The sequence below is a fragment of the uncultured Cedecea sp. genome (assembly GCF_947498825.1).
Taxonomy (GTDB): Bacteria; Pseudomonadota; Gammaproteobacteria; order Enterobacterales; family Enterobacteriaceae; genus JGM124.
Genome location: NZ_CANMLV010000012.1, coordinates 77,047 through 95,153, shown reverse-complemented (window position 1 = coordinate 95,153; position 18,107 = coordinate 77,047). Strand labels below are relative to the sequence as shown.

Annotated in this window: 20 protein-coding genes and 1 pseudogene; 4 read left to right on the top strand and 17 right to left on the bottom strand. The window is 48.0% G+C overall.

The genetic code is table 11. The features are described 5' to 3' along the window. The first annotated feature begins 14 nt into the window (after positions 1-14). The gene (gene pta / locus Q1A40_RS13870; protein ID WP_300001020.1) at positions 15-2,159 is read left to right on the top strand and encodes a phosphate acetyltransferase; all 2,145 of its coding nucleotides are present in this window, start codon (positions 15-17) and stop codon (positions 2,157-2,159) included. A gap of 147 nt (positions 2,160-2,306) precedes the next feature. On the opposite strand, the gene yfcD is transcribed toward pta, so the two are convergent. From yfcD to yfcF, 3 genes are read right to left on the bottom strand one after another with little or no spacing between them, the layout of a single operon-like run. Next, positions 2,307-2,849, bottom strand: a complete 543-nt coding sequence (gene yfcD / locus Q1A40_RS13865) for an NUDIX hydrolase YfcD (RefSeq protein ID WP_300001018.1) — start codon at positions 2,847-2,849, stop codon at positions 2,307-2,309. 55 nt (positions 2,850-2,904) lie between these two features. Next, positions 2,905-3,456, bottom strand: a complete 552-nt coding sequence (gene yfcE / locus Q1A40_RS13860) for a phosphodiesterase (protein ID WP_300001016.1) — start codon at positions 3,454-3,456, stop codon at positions 2,905-2,907. Between the two features lie 28 nt (positions 3,457-3,484). Next, a complete protein-coding gene (yfcF, locus tag Q1A40_RS13855) occupies positions 3,485-4,117 on the bottom strand; it encodes a glutathione transferase (protein ID WP_300001014.1) in 633 nt (210 codons plus the stop codon). 237 nt (positions 4,118-4,354) lie between these two features. On the opposite strand from yfcF, the gene folX reads away from it, so the two are divergent. After that, positions 4,355-4,723: a dihydroneopterin triphosphate 2'-epimerase gene (gene folX, locus Q1A40_RS13850; RefSeq protein ID WP_300001012.1), complete on the top strand. Its 369-nt coding sequence runs from the start codon at positions 4,355-4,357 to the stop codon at positions 4,721-4,723. A gap of 23 nt (positions 4,724-4,746) precedes the next feature. Beyond that, positions 4,747-5,649, top strand: a complete 903-nt coding sequence (locus Q1A40_RS13845; RefSeq protein WP_300001010.1) for a TIGR01777 family oxidoreductase — start codon at positions 4,747-4,749, stop codon at positions 5,647-5,649. 34 nt (positions 5,650-5,683) lie between these two features. Here Q1A40_RS13845 and hisP read toward each other — a convergent pair whose 3' ends face one another. The 8 genes and pseudogenes from hisP to Q1A40_RS13805 form a co-directional block, all read right to left on the bottom strand. Then, entirely contained in the window at positions 5,684-6,457 is a 774-nt protein-coding gene (hisP, locus tag Q1A40_RS13840) for a histidine ABC transporter ATP-binding protein HisP (protein ID WP_300001009.1), read from the bottom strand. Between the two features lie 10 nt (positions 6,458-6,467). Beyond that, positions 6,468-7,181, bottom strand: coding sequence for an ABC transporter permease (locus Q1A40_RS13835; protein ID WP_300001008.1), 714 nt, complete (start codon positions 7,179-7,181; stop codon positions 6,468-6,470). Then, positions 7,178-7,864 carry a histidine ABC transporter permease HisQ gene (locus Q1A40_RS13830; RefSeq protein ID WP_300001006.1) on the bottom strand — a complete coding sequence of 229 codons (687 nt, stop codon included), beginning with the start codon at positions 7,862-7,864 and terminating at the stop codon, positions 7,178-7,180. Before Q1A40_RS13830 ends, Q1A40_RS13835 begins: the two co-directional genes overlap by 4 nt. 179 nt (positions 7,865-8,043) lie before the next feature. Then, positions 8,044-8,826, bottom strand: coding sequence for a histidine ABC transporter substrate-binding protein HisJ (hisJ, locus tag Q1A40_RS13825; protein WP_300001004.1), 783 nt, complete (start codon positions 8,824-8,826; stop codon positions 8,044-8,046). A gap of 164 nt (positions 8,827-8,990) precedes the next feature. Continuing rightward, entirely contained in the window at positions 8,991-9,770 is a 780-nt protein-coding gene (gene argT, locus Q1A40_RS13820; protein WP_300001002.1) for a lysine/arginine/ornithine ABC transporter substrate-binding protein ArgT, read from the bottom strand. 287 nt (positions 9,771-10,057) lie between these two features. Then, positions 10,058-10,627 (bottom strand): UbiX family flavin prenyltransferase, encoded by a 570-nt coding sequence (locus Q1A40_RS13815; protein WP_300001000.1) that lies wholly within the window; start codon positions 10,625-10,627, stop codon positions 10,058-10,060. Between the two features lie 179 nt (positions 10,628-10,806). Next, positions 10,807-11,352 (bottom strand): histidine phosphatase family protein, encoded by a 546-nt coding sequence (locus Q1A40_RS13810; RefSeq protein ID WP_300000998.1) that lies wholly within the window; start codon positions 11,350-11,352, stop codon positions 10,807-10,809. A gap of 78 nt (positions 11,353-11,430) precedes the next feature. Continuing rightward, a pseudogene (locus tag Q1A40_RS13805) lies at positions 11,431-11,688 on the bottom strand (MFS transporter); the annotation flags it as partial. Here Q1A40_RS13805 and Q1A40_RS13800 point away from each other — a divergent pair. Next, the gene (locus Q1A40_RS13800; RefSeq protein WP_300000994.1) at positions 11,650-11,958 is read left to right on the top strand and encodes an Lrp/AsnC ligand binding domain-containing protein; all 309 of its coding nucleotides are present in this window, start codon (positions 11,650-11,652) and stop codon (positions 11,956-11,958) included. The pseudogene Q1A40_RS13805 and the gene Q1A40_RS13800 sit on opposite strands and share 39 nt — an antisense overlap. 147 nt (positions 11,959-12,105) lie before the next feature. Here Q1A40_RS13800 and purF read toward each other — a convergent pair whose 3' ends face one another. The 6 genes from purF to Q1A40_RS13770 all read right to left on the bottom strand — a co-directional run bounded on the left by purF (position 12,106) and on the right by Q1A40_RS13770 (position 18,087). Continuing rightward, complete coding sequence (purF, locus tag Q1A40_RS13795) at positions 12,106-13,623, bottom strand: amidophosphoribosyltransferase (RefSeq protein ID WP_300000993.1); 1,518 nt, start codon at positions 13,621-13,623, stop codon at positions 12,106-12,108. A gap of 40 nt (positions 13,624-13,663) precedes the next feature. Next, on the bottom strand, positions 13,664-14,149 hold the full coding sequence (gene cvpA, locus Q1A40_RS13790) for a colicin V production protein (protein ID WP_259049255.1): 486 nt from the start codon (positions 14,147-14,149) through the stop codon (positions 13,664-13,666). Positions 14,150-14,317: 168 nt separating this feature from the next. After that, complete coding sequence (dedD, locus tag Q1A40_RS13785; RefSeq protein ID WP_300000992.1) at positions 14,318-14,989, bottom strand: cell division protein DedD; 672 nt, start codon at positions 14,987-14,989, stop codon at positions 14,318-14,320. Next, the gene (gene folC / locus Q1A40_RS13780; protein WP_300000991.1) at positions 14,979-16,247 is read right to left on the bottom strand and encodes a bifunctional tetrahydrofolate synthase/dihydrofolate synthase; all 1,269 of its coding nucleotides are present in this window, start codon (positions 16,245-16,247) and stop codon (positions 14,979-14,981) included. Before folC ends, dedD begins: the two co-directional genes overlap by 11 nt. A gap of 124 nt (positions 16,248-16,371) precedes the next feature. Next, positions 16,372-17,292, bottom strand: coding sequence for an acetyl-CoA carboxylase, carboxyltransferase subunit beta (gene accD, locus Q1A40_RS13775; RefSeq protein ID WP_300000990.1), 921 nt, complete (start codon positions 17,290-17,292; stop codon positions 16,372-16,374). Positions 17,293-17,424: 132 nt separating this feature from the next. Continuing rightward, entirely contained in the window at positions 17,425-18,087 is a 663-nt protein-coding gene (locus Q1A40_RS13770; RefSeq protein ID WP_300001076.1) for a DedA family protein, read from the bottom strand. Positions 18,088-18,107 lie beyond the last annotated feature (20 nt).

Genomic DNA, 18,107 nt, shown 5'->3' with positions numbered 1-18,107 from the left:
AAAGAGGTTATACCGTGTCTCGTACAATTATGCTTATTCCTACCGGAACCAGTGTCGGCCTTACCAGTGTAAGTCTTGGCGTTATCCGTGCTATGGAACAAAAAGGCGTGAGCCTGAGTGTATTTAAACCTATCGCTCAACCACGTAATGGCGGCGAAAATACGCCAGACCAAACCACCAGTATCGTCCGCGCCAGTAGCTCCATTCCAGCCGCAAAACCTCTGAAAATGAGTTACGTAGAGTCTCTGCTGTCGAATAACCAGCAAGACGTGCTGATGGAACAAATCATCGCTAACTACCACACAAACAGCAAAGACGCTGAAGTTATCCTGGTTGAAGGTTTAGTGCCAACACGTAAGCATCAGTTTGCTCAGGCTCTGAACTACGAAATTGCCAAAACACTGAATGCCGAAATTGTCTTCGTGATGTCGCTGGGCAATGACTCCCCAGAACAATTAAAAGAGCGTATTGAACTGGCTCGTAGTAGTTTTGGTGGCAGTAAAAATACCAATATCAATGGCGTGATTATCAATAAATTAAACGCGCCTGTTGATGAACAAGGACGTACTCGTCCCGATCTCTCTGAGATATTCGACGATTCAAGCAAAGCCAGCGTCGCGAACATTGATCCTAAACAGCTGTTTGCTAACAGCCCGCTACCGGTATTAGGCTGCATTCCCTGGAGCTTCGAGCTGATTGCCACCCGTGCAATTGATATGGCGCGCCACTTAAATGCAACGATTATTAATGAAGGCGATATCCAAACCCGTCGCGTGAAATCAGTGACGTTCTGTGCACGCAGTATTCCTCATATGCTGGAACACTTCCGCCCGGGATCGTTGTTGGTGACTTCAGCAGACCGCCCGGACGTTCTGGTTGCTGCCTGCTTAGCCGCAATGAACGGGGTTGAAATTGGCGCTATCTTACTGACCGGTGGTTATGAAATGGACCCCCGTATCAGCAAACTGTGTGAGCGTGCATTTGCCACCGGCCTGCCGATGTTTATGGTGAACACCAATACCTGGCAGACCTCTCTGAGTCTGCAGAGCTTCAACCTGGAAGTTCCTATCGACGATACTCAGCGTATTGAAAAGGTCCAGGAATATGTTGCCAGCCATATCGATGCTGACTGGGTTGAGTCTCTGACAGCCACCTCAGAACGCAGCCGTCGTCTGTCACCACCTGCCTTCCGTTATCAGCTGACCGAGCTGGCACGTAAAGCAGGCAAACGCATTGTTCTGCCTGAAGGCGATGAGCCACGTACTGTAAAAGCAGCGTCCGTTTGCGCCGAACGTGGTATTGCTACCTGCGTGTTACTGGGTAACCCTGAAGACATCATGCGTGTCGCGGCAGCTCAAGGTGTTGAGCTGGGCGAAGGTATCGAGATTGTCGATCCTGAAGTGGTACGCGAAAGCTATATCGCACGTCTGGTTGAACTGCGTAAAAGCAAAGGTATGACCGAAGCGGTCGCTCGCGAGCAGCTTGAAGACAACGTGATGCTCGGTACGCTGATGCTTGAGCAAGATGAAGTGGATGGCTTGGTTTCAGGAGCCGTACATACTACGGCGAATACCATTCGCCCACCGTTGCAGTTAATTAAAACAGCACCGGGAAGTTCACTGGTCTCTTCCGTATTCTTTATGCTGTTACCAGAGCAGGTTTACGTTTACGGCGACTGTGCCATCAATCCGGACCCTTCAGCAGAACAACTGGCGGAAATCGCTATTCAGTCTGCTGACTCTGCAGCAGCCTTCGGAATCGATCCACGCGTTGCGATGCTTTCCTACTCTACCGGAACATCAGGTGCGGGAAGCGATGTAGAAAAAGTTCGTGAAGCAACGCGTATTGCTCAGGAAAAACGCCCGGATCTGGTTATCGATGGTCCGTTGCAGTATGACGCTGCAGTAATGGCCGATGTTGCCAAATCTAAAGCGCCAAACTCACCGGTTGCAGGCCGCGCAACGGTCTTTATCTTCCCTGACCTGAACACCGGTAACACCACCTATAAAGCAGTACAACGCTCCGCTGACCTGATCTCTATCGGACCCATGCTGCAAGGCATGCGCAAACCGGTTAACGACCTGTCACGTGGCGCACTGGTTGACGATATCGTCTATACCATCGCACTGACAGCCATTCAGTCTGCCCAGCAGGAATAATCGCGTTCGCTCGGGGCTCTGAGTTTTAGCCCGAGCATCACGACCGCTGTTTTCAGGACTAAAAAGCCGTAACCTGTTAATTTTAAAGGTTACGGCTTTTTATTTTACTGCCGGAAGGCGGATTTCGCCTCCGGAGCAGAGATTATTTTATTCAGCCGATGTCTCGTGGTTATCATTTCGACCATTACGCGTCATCCACAATGCCAGGGCCTTCAGTGAGTCAGGGGTAAACTCGTCACAGCGCGCGGTAATATCTTCCGGTTTCATCCAGCAAACCTCACTGACTTCTTCAGCCTGGAGCGCAAAGGGGCCGTGAGAAACACAGCTAAACAGTCCGCCCCATACGCGACAATGCTCGTCCTCAAAATAGAACTGACCATGTTCAGCAAAAGGGACCCCTGCAATACCCAGCTCTTCTTCCGCTTCACGACGAGCAGATTCTAAAAACTGCTCATTAGTCTGAACGACACCACCCGCGGTGGCATCCAGCATACCGGGCATAAAATCTTTTATTTCAGTACGGCGCTGAACCAGAATATGCCCCATACCATCATGAACTACGATGTAGGTTGCACGGTGACGTAAGCGCTGGGCACGCATATTTTCACGGCTGGCTTGTGCAACAACCTCGTTATTTTCATCAACAATATCAACCCATTCCGTGTCACCAAAATGCTGTTGTTCCACCATCAGGAAAACCTTTTTCTGAGCGTTTTTCAAACGCGTTATTAAATTTTTTGTAACGTTACGGGGTAATCCGAACCTGTGCAATCATCCTGTTGCCTTTCAAGGTACGAACGCTCAGAACGCCATCATCAAGCATACCAAAACTTGCCTCATATCCGCCTTTTGGAATACTGACAGAGCCTGGATTAAACAAATAATACGAGTGCTGATATCTGGCAACAGGCAAATGAGTATGACCAAAAACCAGAACATCATCAGTAGCCAGAGGTGGCAACTCGTCGGGATTATATAGGTGTCCGTGTGTCAAAAAAAGACGTTGCTGAGGCAATAATACCTGCTGCCAGGGCGCGGTTATTGGAAAATCTAATAGCATCTGGTCAACTTCACTATCACAGTTCCCCCTCACAGCAATCACTTTATCCGCAACCTGATTCAAACATTGCGCGACAGCAGCAGGGGAATAGCCTTGCGGCAGGGCATTACGTGGGCCATGATTTAATAAGTCACCGAGAATAACCAGCCACCGGGCACCGCTGCCAGCAAAGATATTCAGTGCCTCCTCAGTCGCAGGCAGGGCACCATGCAAATCAGACAGAAACATCAGTTTCATGCAGTATCTCCCTATTTTGGTTAGGGGATTATACCGAAAGTGCCAGCCAAAGCTGTACTGATGAACGCTGCCACTGAAATGCCGCGTATTCTTTGAGACGTTCCGGAACCTCGTCACCATTTAAAATCAGGCGATTCAGCATCACCGCCAAATCACTGTCAGCAATAGACCACTCACCAAATAAATTAGCCTGTCCCTGCGGTAATAACGACTCTGCAGTCGTTATTAGTTTCTCTGCAGCCATTCGTCCGTTATCACTCAACGTTGGTTTTTTTTCTCCACCAAATACCACTGAAGTTGGCCGTTCTTCACGGATCGCTGCTAAATCACTACGCAGCCACGCCTGAATTTGTCTTGCCCTGGCCCGATGTTGAATATCATGAGGATAGAGACGAGCCCATACGGGTGGGGCAAAAGTCTCTTCCAGGTATTCGTCAATCGCCGATGACTCACTGAGCCTGAACCCCTCACTTTCCAGCACAGGAACTCTTCGCGTTAAGTCATAACCCTCCCAGCCAGGTGTCAGATGATTTCCGTTATCCAAATCAATTGTTTTCAGGGTAAAAGCCAGCCCCTTTTCTTTTAATGCTACATAGACTGAAAAAACATAAGGGCTAAAATAACAACTGTCTGACCATAATGTGAGGGTTGGCTGGTGCATAGAACTCTCCGCTAATCCGATGATTGTCTGTTGAACATAGAATAGAAAGATGCCGCTGTCATCTGTAATAGACCACAGATTTTTTTCTGCCTGCGTTTTACCGAATAATCCCCCTGACTAAAAAACTCAGTAAGATATTATTGCCGTGAATTCTTGATATATATCAAGGATTGGCAGGCAATATTTTTTTCTCACTGGTATATTCTTTGACAGAAAGTTTTCAATAAGGAGTCTGTTATGCCAAGCTCGCAAGCGGATGCTATCATCCGTATAAAAAACCTGCGTCTGCGTACGTTTATTGGTATCAAAGAAGAAGAAATAGCCAATCGTCAGGACATTGTTATCAATGTTGTTATTCATTATCCGGCGGATAAAGCACGTAACAGCGAAGATATCAGTGATGCCTTGAACTACCGAACCATCACTAAAGAAATCATTAAATTGGTGGAAAACAATCGTTTTTCATTGCTGGAAAAACTCACTCAGGATGTTCTGGATATCACCCACAAGCATCCTTGGGTAACTTATGCTGAAATAGAGATAGATAAACTGCATGCATTGCGTTATGCCGACTCCGTATCCATGTCCATGAGCTGGCAGCGGTAAAGTTTCTGAGACGGGGAGTGAAGATGCGTATATTAATGACAGGCGGGACCGGGCTAATTGGGCGTCACCTGATTACTCGCTTACTGAAAACTGATGCACAAATAACCGTTATCACTCGCTCCCCAGCCCGAGCTTCCCAGTTACTGGGAAGCTCGGTGACACTGCTTCCAGAACTCAGCTTACTTTCTCATCTTGATAACTTCGATGCAGTGATTAACCTGGCCGGTGAACCCATAGCAGATAAGCGCTGGACACCCTCGCAGAAAGAACATCTTTGCCAGAGCCGCTGGCATATCACTGAGCAACTTGTCGCCTTATTCCGAGCCAGCAAATGTCCGCCCGGCATCTTTATTTCAGGATCAGCTATCGGTTACTACGGCGACCAGGGTTCGGAAATCATCACAGAAATGACCGCGCCACACAATGAATTTACCCATCACCTTTGCCAGCAGTGGGAAGATATCGCCATGCAGGCTCAAAGTGCGATGACTCGCGTTTGCCTGTTACGTACCGGTGTCGTACTGGCGCGCGACGGTGGCGCACTGAGTAAAATGTGCCTCCCCTTTCGTCTTGGCCTCGGAGGGCATTTGGGGAACGGGCATCAGTATCTTTCCTGGATACATATTGAGGATATGGTTAACGGCATTATTTGGTTGCTTGACCATCCACTCACTGGCCCCTGTAACTTGGTTTCCCCTCATCCAGTCTCTAATGCAAAATTTACTCAAGCATTAGGCAAAGCGCTAAACAGACCCGCACGATTACCGGCTCCGGCCTTTATGGTAAAGATACTGATGGGAGAATCGTCAGTGCTGGTTCTCGGGGGACAGCGTGCGTTGCCTCAACGTCTGGAAGCCTCTGGTTTTCAATTCCGCTGGCAGAATATCGACGATGCACTGCAGGATATTTTCAAAAGGCCTGAATGACGGGCGGCCAAGAGTTGGCCACCCGAGAAGAGCATTACTTCAATGACCCGGAAAGAAACTGCTGTAGTCGTTCACTTTTCGGATTATTAAAGACGGCATCCGGCGTCCCCTCTTCTTCGATACGCCCTTTATGCAAGAAAATAACATGACTGGAGACATGACGGGCAAACTCCATTTCATGGGTCACAACCACCATGGTTTTTCCCTCTTCCGCAAGCTTCTGCATAATACGCAGAACCTCACCCACTAACTCGGGGTCAAGGGCTGAGGTTGGCTCATCAAACAACAGAACTTCCGGCTCCATTGCAAGCGCGCGGGCAATAGAAACGCGCTGTTGCTGCCCCCCAGAGAGATGCACCGGATACTTGATATGCTGGCGCTCATCAATGCCAACTTTCTCCAGATACTTAACCGCTCTTGCCTTCGCTTCTGCCTTGTTCAACCCCAAAACTTGAATCGGCGCTTCCATAACGTTTTCCAGCACCGTCATATGACTCCACAAATTGAAGTGCTGAAACACCATGGTCAGACGAGTGCGTAATAACCGCAACTGATTCTTATCCGCGACTTTTAATTGCCCGTCTTTATCGCGCACCAGTTGGATAGTCTCATTACTGACACTAATCGCCCCTTCACTGGGTTTTTCAAGGAAGTTAATACAACGCAAAAACGTACTTTTACCCGATCCGGAAGAGCCAATAATACTGATGACATCTCCAGCCTTTGCATTTAATGAAACGCCTTTAAGCACTTCATGCTCACCGTAACGTTTATGCAAGTCAGTTACGCTTAATTTATTCTCAGTCATTAGCAATCACTCAATGCGAAGCAGGTTTAACATGTTGCAACCAGCGTTTCTCCGCTTTGCGGAACAGGCTAATCAGCACATAAGAAATGATCAAATATAACACCGCCGCAATACCGAATGCGGTAAAAGGCTGATAGGTTGCAGCGTTAATATCACGGGCAATTTTTAGTAAATCCGGTACCGTTGCGGTAAATGCCAGAGCTGTTGAGTGCAACATCAGAATGACTTCATTACTGTAGGCCGGCAGGGCAATACGTAAAGCTGACGGTATAATAATACAACGGTACATTTTAAAGCGTGAAAAACCATAGGCGCGCGCCGCTTCAATTTCACCATGTGGAACCGCACGAATTGCCCCGGCAAAAACTTCTGTGGTGTAGGCACAGGTATTTAATGTTAATGCCAGAATGGTGCAATTCAGACCGCTACGGAAAAAAGCATTCAGAAAGTCGGTCTCTTTGACAATTTCCAGGGTATAAAATCCTGAATAAAAAACCAGCAACTGAACATACAGCGGCGTACCGCGAAAAATATAGGTAAAGACTGCGATAGGAAAAGAAATAAATCGGTTCTCAGATACCCGGCCAATGGCAAGAAATATGGCCAGAATACCGCCCATCACTACCGAGGAAATTAATAACCATAAGGTCATTGCCATCCCGGTCATTCTGTAACCATCCGTCCATAATAACGGTTTCCAGTACTCCTGGATTATCTCTATCATAGCTCGGCCCTCTTCACGCCCACAGAATAACGGCGTTCAAGCCACAGTAAGATCCCAGCAGAAACCGTGGTGAACACCAGATAGATGCCCCCCGCGACGAGTGCAAAATAAAGCGGTTGCCAGGTACTTTTTCCGGCGAGTTGCGTCGCTTTAACCACATCTTCCAATCCTAATAAAGAAACCAATGCCGTTGCCTTGAGAATAACCTGCCAGTTATTACCAATTCCCGGCAAGGCATAGCGCATCATCGCAGGAAATAAAATACGGCGAAAAGTTTGTGAGCTGGTAAAACCAAATGCGGTACTCGCTTCGATATGTCCTTTTGGCACCGCCATATAGGCACCACGAAAAGTTTCCGTGAAATAAGCACCATAAATAAAGCCCAGAGTAACAATACCCGCAGCCATAGGATCAATATCAATTTGTTGAAAACCTAAGGCATCGGTAATCACATTGAGTAACATCTGTAGTCCATAAAAAATCAACAACATAAGGACTAAATCAGGTACTCCGCGAATAAGGGTAGTGTAACCTTCAAATAACCATGCCAGCGGACGGTTTCTCGAGAGCTTTGCTCCGGCGCCCGCAAGTCCTATGACGACAGCAAGAACCAGGGAGGCAAGCGCCAGCTCAAGCGTAACCAGCGCGCCTTTTAAAATTACTTCAGAAAAGCCATACAACATGGTGCGTATCCTGTCGGTCAGAGTGCGCTTTGTTACCAGCCAGATTACTGACAAAAAAAGAAAAAATGCGTTTTCTTTCTTACTGTTTATCAGGCGGCCTGTGTCTCTGGAGAGACAGAATAAGTTTTATTATCGGTTTCAGCCTCTTTAATAAGAGGCTGTTTTATTCATAGTGATATTTAGTCACCGTACACATTGAAATCAAAATATTTCTTCGCCAGCTTGTCGTAAGTTCCGTCCTGACGCATTTGAGCAAATGCTGCATTCAGTGCTTCGCGCAGCTCATTGTCATCTTTACGGATACCCATACCAGTACCGACGCCAAATAATGCTTCATCTTTAATGGAAGGTCCACCAAACTGATAACCGGCACCGGCTGGATGCTTCAGGAAGCCCTCACTTGCCGCAACCTCATCCTGGAAAGCCGCATCAATACGCCCAGCAATTAAGTCCGCGTAAATAGAGTCCTGGCCTTGATAAGAAACAATTTCAATACCTATCGGCGCCCAGTGTTCGTTGCCGAAGGTTTCCTGAGTGGTTCCTTGCAGCACACCGACACGCTTGCCTTTCAGAGTGGCGGCCTCTGGCGTAATAGCGGAACCTTTAGCAACCACCAGACGAGAGTCTGCTGCATAGAGTTTGTCGGTAAAAGCAATTTCTTTTTGGCGTTTTTCAGTGATGGAAAGCGAGGACATGATTGCATCAATTTTTTTTGCTTTCAGCGACGGGATTAATCCGTCTAACGGGCTTTCAACAAACACACATTCAGTTTTCAGGCGCTGACACAGCTCTTTTGCCAGATCGATATCAAAACCGATTAGCTCTCCTTTAGCATTTTTTGACTCAAAAGGCGCATAAGTTGGATCCGTACCAATGCGCAGATTTTTAGGGATCTCAGCAAATGCAGAACTGGCAGCAAAAAGTGCAACCAACAGAGACAGAGATAAAACACGCTTTTTCATAATTATCCTCAAGAGACCGTCTTTTACTTAATGTTCTGAAACAGGCAATCTGACAGTAATAACACAGGTATCAGCAGAAACTAATCAATTCGTTACACTGATGCCTGTTTACCCTGTCAGATTGAGATTCTGTTCAGAACTCTTATACAGACTAAGGGATAACCTTAATTACCGTAAACATTAAAATCAAAGTACTTGCTCGCTAATTTGTCGTAAGTACCGTCTGCACGCATTTCTGCCAGCGCTTTATCCAGCGACGCTTTTAATTCAGTATCATTTTTACGCAATCCGATGCCGGTACCGACACCAAAATAACGCACGTCATCAACTGCCGGACCGGCAAAAATAAATTCTGCACCTGCCGGTTGCTTTAAGAAACCTTCACTGGCGGCAACTTCATCTTGCAAAGCCGCATCCAGACGACCCGCTGCTAAGTCTGCGTAGATCAAATCCTGGTTAGCATAGGCGATAACATCAATGCCTTTGGTACGCCATTCAGCATTAGCATAAGCTTCCTGAGTTGAGCCTTGTAATACGCCAACGTGCTTGCCTTTCAGTGACTCCAGGGTCGGTTGTAACGTTGAGCCTTTTGCCGCAATCAGGCGTGGATTAGCAGCATAAAGTTTTTCTGAGAACAGAATTTCTTGCTTACGTTTATCAGTGATAGAGAGAGAAGAGATAATCGCGTCAATTTTTTTCGCTTTCAGGGACGGGATCAGCGCGTCAAAGTCGCTGGCGACCCAAGTACATTTAGCGTCAATACGCTTACAAAGCTCGTCGCCCAGGTCAATATCAAAGCCAATGAATTCTCCTTTTGCATCTTTGGATGAAAACGGCGCGTAAGTCGTATCCGTTCCCAGACGCAGCGTTTGCCCTTGGGCAAAAACACTAAAGGAGCCGGAAAGACCGAGCAACAAGGACAGAGCAATTACCGATTTCTTCATACAATACCTCAGGTTTGGCTTCTTATAAGTGGCGTGTTGTTGTGTGATAGTGCTTTAGCAGAAATTTGCAGTTTTCATGCCAACACTCCTCGCGCACCAGGAAAATATCCTTTTTGTTATAAGATGGTTGCGCAAGTGCTATCAAAATGAAAGATAGCAGCTTTCACTGGCAGGGAAAAAGAGTATCCGGGTAAATGAGGGATTAAATCTTTCAAAATTGTCAGTCAGAGCACAATTCTCCGAGAAGTCGATGCCCTGTTCTGGTGCGCTATATCAGGGCAGCAGGTTTACGCACCGTTCCAGCGCGTAAACAGATCACAAGGAAGTTCGATATCAAACTGATCGAGAATGCGATTAATGGTCTGATCAATGATTTCGTTAATCGACTGCGGACGATGATAAAAAGCAGGTACTGGTGGCATGATAATCGCTCCCAGTTCAGCAGCCTGGGTCATCAGACGTAAGTGCCCCAAATGAAGCGGTGTTTCACGCACAGCCAGAACTAAGGGGCGGCGTTCTTTCAGCACCACATCCGCAGCCCGGGTTAACAAGCCATCGGTATAACTGTTAACAATACCGGATAAGGTTTTTATCGAACAAGGCAGAACCGCCATGCCCGCGGTTCTAAAGGAGCCTGAAGAAATACTGGCCGCAATATCGCGCGAGTCATGCACTACATCTGCCAGAGCCTGTACATCGCGTAGCGAATAATCGGTTTCCAGTGCAAGGGTCTGACGCGCAGCATGGCTCATCACCAGATGGCTTTCGACATCGGGCAATTGCTGTAGCACTTCAAGTAAACGGACGCCATAAATAGCGCCGCTGGCCCCGGACATACCGACAATCAATCGTTTCATGTATTACCTTCTGTCAACCCATAGCTTAATGGTGAAGTTGATATTCCTGACGCAGCTTTTGTGCTGAAAAGCCATTATCTATGGGTTGGCTGCTAAAGACTAATGCAACATTCAATATCTATGACATTTAAAGAGGCTGCGTGTTGCTTGCCTTTGGCTCGTTGACGCGCATTACGCGCTCACCGTACCAGCGCCATACCCGCCCAGTATCCTGACTCTCTGGGATTTTGCTGTTTCCAGCCAGCCTTTTGTAGCTCTCTGGCAATCAGCATGTTCATAAAGCCATGCCCGACACTGAGTACCCGCCCATGTGCTTCTGTCAGATTAGCAAGCTCATCAGCAACGGACGCCGCTCTTTTTTTCACTGAGGTAAAACTCTCCACGTCACCGCTGACTCCCGCCATCCAGAACAGACGGTACAGGGTAGCCCAAGTAAGAGGGGTTAACTTAAGCAACGGGAGGTTAAAAGCAGGCAACGGCGCTTCACAGAGCGCCGCTATTATCATATAGGGTTTCAGCCCAAGCGCCGTTACGGACTCCAGCGCCCGTGGCATCGGACTGGTAACAACAAAATGCTTCTGACAGGCTGCGACGACTGAAGCATCGGGTGCATCCGTGATGCCTGCCGCATCATAGTCTTTTATCCAGGCGTTCATCGCAGCGGCTCTGATAGTGGTTACGCTTTCAATCTCAGGCTTACCATGACGCAGTAATAGTAGTTCCACAATGCAGACTCTCCAATGCTGACATCCTCCCTCCACGGGTAAGCCTGCCATATCCCGCAGCTAAAATAATAGATATTTTCAGCCTGTTTCTGACGACAGGATATATTCCCTTCTGGCACTTTGCCAGGCAAGGAAAGCCAGCCCCAAAGCAATAAAGGAGAGAATAGCGCCTGCCCAGTTTGGCGAAACCAGACCCAATCCTGCAGCAATGGTCGCCCCGCCAACCCAGGCACCTAGTGCATTCCCCAGATTAAACATGCCAATATTTACCGAAGCAGCCATTGTTGGTGCACCTGCATGAGTAGCGCGATCCATGACCAATTTCTGGATGGCTGTAAACTCGGAAGAACATTGTTAACGTTTCTGGTTATCGATACGAGTAGTTATGCCGCAACCCGAGCCCTGCTTCAGTTCACCAGCAGAAAAGAAGTTGAGGAACTGCATACCGTTGCTGGTGATGGATGTGTTCTGATTAAGGTACGCGCTGCGGATACGGAATCGCTGGAAAATTTTTTGATGGAAATACAGTGTGTGGAAGGCGTACGTTCAGTTCGCAGTTACATTGCCCTGTCTGGCTTTCTGGAACGTGGACCTTCTCCCGACTGAACCCACTCATCGGAGAGTCGCGTGGAATAGCGGTGAATATGATTTACTGGTGAGAATAGCCCGCCATATTTGCTTGACGCTCTGCCCTTTCAGCATCAAAAAACCCACAGCGATCGCACTGTGGGTCTGAGTGAAACCACATAACAATTAACCTTCGTTATGCATTTCCAAATTTTCGACTTCATTCTGGCGCGCTACAGCCTGAGAATCGTCATTACGTAATGACTCAAGATATTCGAGGTATTTATGATCCACATCTTTCGTGACGTAAACACCATTAAATACCGAACACTCGAACTCTGTGATATCCGGGTTTTCCTGACGAACGGCGTCGATAAGGTCATCCAGATCCTGGAATAACAGGCCATCAGCACCGATTATCTGACGAATTTCATCCACTTCACGACCATGAGCAATCAATTCGTTGGCACTTGGCATATCAATACCGTAGACGTTAGGGAAACGAATCTCCGGTGCAGCCGAAACCAGGTAGACTTTTTTAGCCCCGGCTTCACGCGCCATATCAATAATTTGCTCAGATGTTGTTCCACGTACAATAGAATCATCCACCAGCAGAACATTCTTATCACGGAATTCAGCACGGTTAGCATTCAGCTTACGGCGTACAGATTTACGGCGTAACTGCTGGCCTGGCATAATAAAAGTACGGCCAACGTAGCGGTTCTTCACAAAGCCCTGGCGATAAGGTTTATTCAGAATATGGGCAATTTCCAGGGCAATATCACAGGAGGTTTCCGGGATTGGGATAACAACATCGATATCCAGGTCTTCCCACTCACGCGCTATTTTGGCCCCCAATTTTTTCCCCATTTCCACACGGGCGCTATAGACAGAAATTTTGTCAATAAACGAGTCCGGGCGGGCAAAATAGACATACTCAAACAGGCAAGGATTGCTGACAGGGTTATCTGCACACAGGCGGCTAAACAGCTCACCTTTTTCGGTGATGTAAACGGCTTCACCAGGGGCAATATCACGCAGGAAGTCAAAGCCTAGCGTGTTTAAAGCAACGCTTTCAGAAGCGACCATATACTCAGTACGGCCGTCATCAAGGTCACGCTTGCCGATAACCAGAGGACGAATGCCGTGTGCGTCACGGAAAGCCACCATACCATGACCGATTATCATCGCGACACAGGCATAGGCACCGCGGATTTGTCGGTTAGTTGCCGCCACCGCAGAAAAGATATTGTCCGCTTCCAGCGGGTAATGACGATAGTTGTCAAGTTCACTGGCAAAGATGTTCAGCAGAATTTCAGAATCTGAGGTCGTATTGATATGACGACGCTTCTCTTCAAATAGCTTCTGACGCAGCTCGTGAGCATTGGTTAAGTTACCATTGTGCGCAAGCGTAATGCCGTAAGGAGAGTTAACATAAAAAGGCTGGGCTTCTGAAGCACTGGAGCTACCGGCTGTCGGATAGCGTACATGGCCTATCCCCATATTCCCCTGCAGGCGCTGCATGTGACGGGCTTCAAATACATCGCTCACCAAACCGTTTGCTTTACGCAGTCGGAAGCAATTTAAGGAATCAATGGTGACGATGCCTGCGGCATCCTGGCCACGATGCTGAAGCACCGTTAAGGCGTCATAAATAGACTGGTTGACCGGTGTAAACCCGGCGATACCAACAATACCGCACATGTTGTCTTTTCCTCATTAAGCCACAACTCCCACGCTACGATTAGCGGGGTAAGAAACTTGACGAGCCTTGCAGGTAATCAAAAAACCACCTGATGATAAAACTGAATTGTGGGATAAGCTGCGACTGCTGCCACTCTTCGCTTTTCGAAAAGCCGGTAAATGAGTCAAGAAAGAACAGAATGGCGGAGACGATCAATACCCCACGTAACGCACCAAAACAGATTCCTAACACCCTGTCTGTACCCGACAGGCCGGTTTTTTCTACCAGTGCACTAATGACATAATTCACTATGGCACCGACGATAAGCGTCGTAATAAACAATAGCGCAATAGCTATTCCATTTCGTATCAGTTCATCTTCAAAGCCAGTGAACCAGACTGACAGATAAGGATAATAATGACTGGCAACGAAGAATGCACATCCCCACGTTACTAGCGATAACGCTTCCCTGACGAAGCCACGAACGACACTTACCAGGCAAGAGAAACCGATAACTGCAATAATGGCGTAATCTATCCAGACCATGAAATATTCTCGCGATAAATCGCCCTGACATCCGGTTCGGGCGCATTCTAACAGAAAAAGAAAACGTTTGCGTAGGGATTTCCTTCCCCTACATAAATAAATAATGGCGTTGAAAAAAGCCTCAACGCCATTCCAAAAACACCACGTATCGAGTACGTAAACGCTGACTTAAGGTGTATATCTCATCACATAAGCGCCCGGTAAACCGGTAAGCGATTTAAGCTCATTCAGAGAAGAATTCAGTTTTTCTTTAGAGGCATCCGGCCCCACCATAATACGAGTCACTGAATTCTGTACTGGTGTTGATGGCAGGGTATACGCCTTATAGCCTGCAAGGCGCAATTTAGCGACAATCTCATTCACTTTATCGGCATTTTTTAATGCCCCTACCTGCACCACAAACGCCTGTCCGGTCGGTGGTTTTTCCGCCACAGATTCAGGTTTCGCAACCGGTTCAGCAACGCGCGCTTCAGTTCTATTTTCAACCGGTTTCGGCTGAGGTTTTTCAACCGGTTTAGGACGTTCACGGGAAACAGGCACATCATTGTTTGCGACTGCCAGCTCAGGTTGCATCACCGCGTCTCTTAAACCAGAAGGGGTCGAGCTCCCCGCCAGAACTTCAGCACCAGCCCCCTCCGGTGGCTGTGTTGGCAACGCCTGATTCACTTGCGGCAGCATATCTGGCTCATCGCTATCGCCGGGTTTTGGCACTAACGGGATCGCGGCAAACTCATCCTGATAATACTTTTTTTGCCCGTCAAGCAGCCCGGGCAGCACAATGACGCCCAGAGCAACCAGAATAATGGTACCTACTAATCGATTTTGAAACTTACTCGCCACCCGTTTTCCTCGTATCCAGTTCTTCCATTACGTGGGCTACTGTGTGAAACGAACCACAGACCAAGATGGTATCTTCTGCTTCGGCTTCAGCCAGCGCCGCGAGCCATGCTTCAACCACATGATTAAATTGACGCCCCTGCCCCAAATGTTGCACCAGCAGTTCAGCGCTGGCACCGCGTGCCCCTTCCAGAGGCGCGCAATACCAGCTATCGACTACAGGTACTAAACAGTCTAGCGTACCCGCAATATCTTTATCATGCAGCATACCGATAACGGCAAATACGCGCCCCTGTTTGGGAAGTGCTGCCAGCCGCCCGGCCAGGTAACTCGCCGCATGTGGGTTATGAGCGACGTCCAGAATAACACGAGGTGACTCAGAAACTATCTGAAAACGCCCGGGTAATGTCGCCTGCTCAAGAGCAATACGTAGTGCATCTTCACTTACCGCTAATCGACTGGCGCGTAAAGCGGCAAGCGCAGTAGCAGCATTAGGCTGAGGGACCAGAGGAAGCGGTAATCCGGATAACTCCCCCTGAGCATCACGGAAGATCCAGTGCGCCCCGGTTAACTGATAGTCCCAGTCCACACCCCGGCGTAATAAATCCGCCCCTTTTTCAGCGGCAACATCCGCGATTGATTGCGGCATATCAGGTTCACCCACTATCGCGGGCTTTCCTTCTCTGAACACACCGGCTTTCTCTCGACCAATACTTTCCCTGTCCGGCCCCAACCAGTCAGTATGATCAAGTGCAATACTGGTAATGATGGCCACATCTGCATCGACAATATTCGTCGCATCCAGTCGTCCGCCTAATCCAACTTCCAGTATCACAACATCCACTTCATGTTGCTTAAATAACCATAAGGCAGAAAGAGTACCGAACTCGAAATAGGTTAGTGACGTGTCTTCGCGGGCAGCTTCTATCACCGCAAAAGAGGCTGTATGGCTGGTTTCTGGGATCTCTTTACCCTGAATACGCACGCGTTCCGTATAACGCACCAGATGAGGTGAGCTATAAACACCGACCTTAAATCCTGCTGCCATCAGTGCCGTTTCAAGTACCCGGCAGGTTGTTCCTTTACCATTGGTTCCCGCCACAGTGAAAACCGTTGGCGCGGGCTTTAAGACATTCATCGCAGCAGCGACTTTATGTACCCGGGAAAGACCCAGCTCAATCGCTGTAAAGTGAAGATTTTCGAGATAGTGAAGCCATGTCGCTAAAGACGACGCAGCCTGAGGAACCGGATGTTTTTCCATGATAAGCGCTTTAATTCAATTCCCTGAAGATATTCAATTACTGTTCGGTAGCCTGTCCCTATGAATACCACCAGGAAGGATTCAAGAAAAAGGGCAGAACCCGAAGGCCTGCCCTTGTATTCAATCAGGCCTCTGGACCCTGAACCGGCTCTGGCGGAACCTCTATAGGCTCACGCGGCGCTTCAGGATTAGGCGCTGGCAGATTCATAAACTTAGCCAGCAAGCAGCCCAGTTTGTGACGCATTTCAGGGCGGCGGATTATCATATCGATAGCGCCCTTTTCAATCAGGAACTCACTACGCTGGAAGCCCGGCGGTAATTTTTCTCTGACTGTTTGCTCAATAACACGCGGACCGGCAAAACCAATTAATGCTTTAGGTTCTGCAATATTCAGGTCACCCAGCATAGCAAAACTGGCCGAAACACCACCCATAGTCGGGTCAGTTAACACGGAAATATAAGGCAGACCCTGCTCTTGCATTTTTGCCAGTGCAGCACTGGTTTTTGCCATCTGCATCAGTGACATCAGCGCTTCCTGCATGCGCGCACCGCCCGAGGCAGAAAAACAGATCAGCGGGCAGTTGTCTTCCAACGCTTGCTCAGCAGCACGAACAAAACGCGCCCCGACAACAGAGCCCATTGAACCGCCCATAAAGGCAAATTCAAAGGCAACTGCGACGACAGGCATGTCATACAAGGTACCTTTCATGGCAACCAGCGCGTCTTTTTCACCGGTTTCTTTCTGCGCGGAAAGCAGCCTGTCTTTATATTTTTTCGAGTCCTTGAACTTCAGCGCATCTTTTGGCTCAAGCTCACTACCCAGCTCCACCATTGAGCCTTGATCGAACAGGCTGGCAAGGCGAGCCCTGGACGCCATACGCATATGGTGGTCACACTTAGGGCAGACACCAAGATTGCGCTCCAGCTCAGCACGGTATAACACCTGCCCACAGCTATCGCACTTGGTCCACACCCCTTCAGGGATGTTCGCTCTACGGGTTGGAGTAATGTTACTTTTATTAAGAATTCGTTCAATCCAGCTCATTGATGACCTTCTGCTCGCACCTGGTCGATGCCAGTTTTTCTAAGGCAGCACTCTGCCTCAGACCATAAATGGGATTCATTAAAACACAACGGCACGAGACTTTGGATAAAAAAGTGTTCGAACCGCTGTCATCTACGATTTTGATTGCTTAGCGGCTGCGCGTTTATGGCGAATAATTTCAATTATTCCAGGCATAATCGACAACACAATAATTCCGACAATCAAGAGTTTCAGGTTTTCCTGTATCACCGGCAAGTTTCCAAACAGATAACCCGCATAAGTGAACAGTAAAACCCAGATAAATGCGCCTGTCACGTTATAGAATGCAAAACGACGATAGCTCATGTGCCCCATACCGGCGACAAAAGGCGCAAAGGTTCGCACTATTGGCACGAAACGCGCAAGGATAATCGTTTTTCCGCCATGACGCTCGTAAAATGCATGGGTTTTATCAAGATAGCTGCGACGGAAGATTTTTGAATTCGGATTACTGAATAATCGTTCACCAAATAATCGACCAATCGTGTAATTGACCGCATCCCCGATGATAGCAGCCGTTATCATCACGACAACCATCAAGTGTACATTCAAATCATTAGTCGGCAATGCCGCAATGGCACCGGCAACAAAGAGTAACGAGTCCCCAGGCAAAAACGGCGTGACGATAAGTCCCGTTTCACAGAATAGGATCAGGAATAATATTGCGTAAACCCAAACACCGTATTCTGCGACTAACTCGGCTAAATGTGCATCGATATGTAAAATAAAATCTATAACAAGATAAATAAAATCCATCATCGGGTTGATTCCAGGCT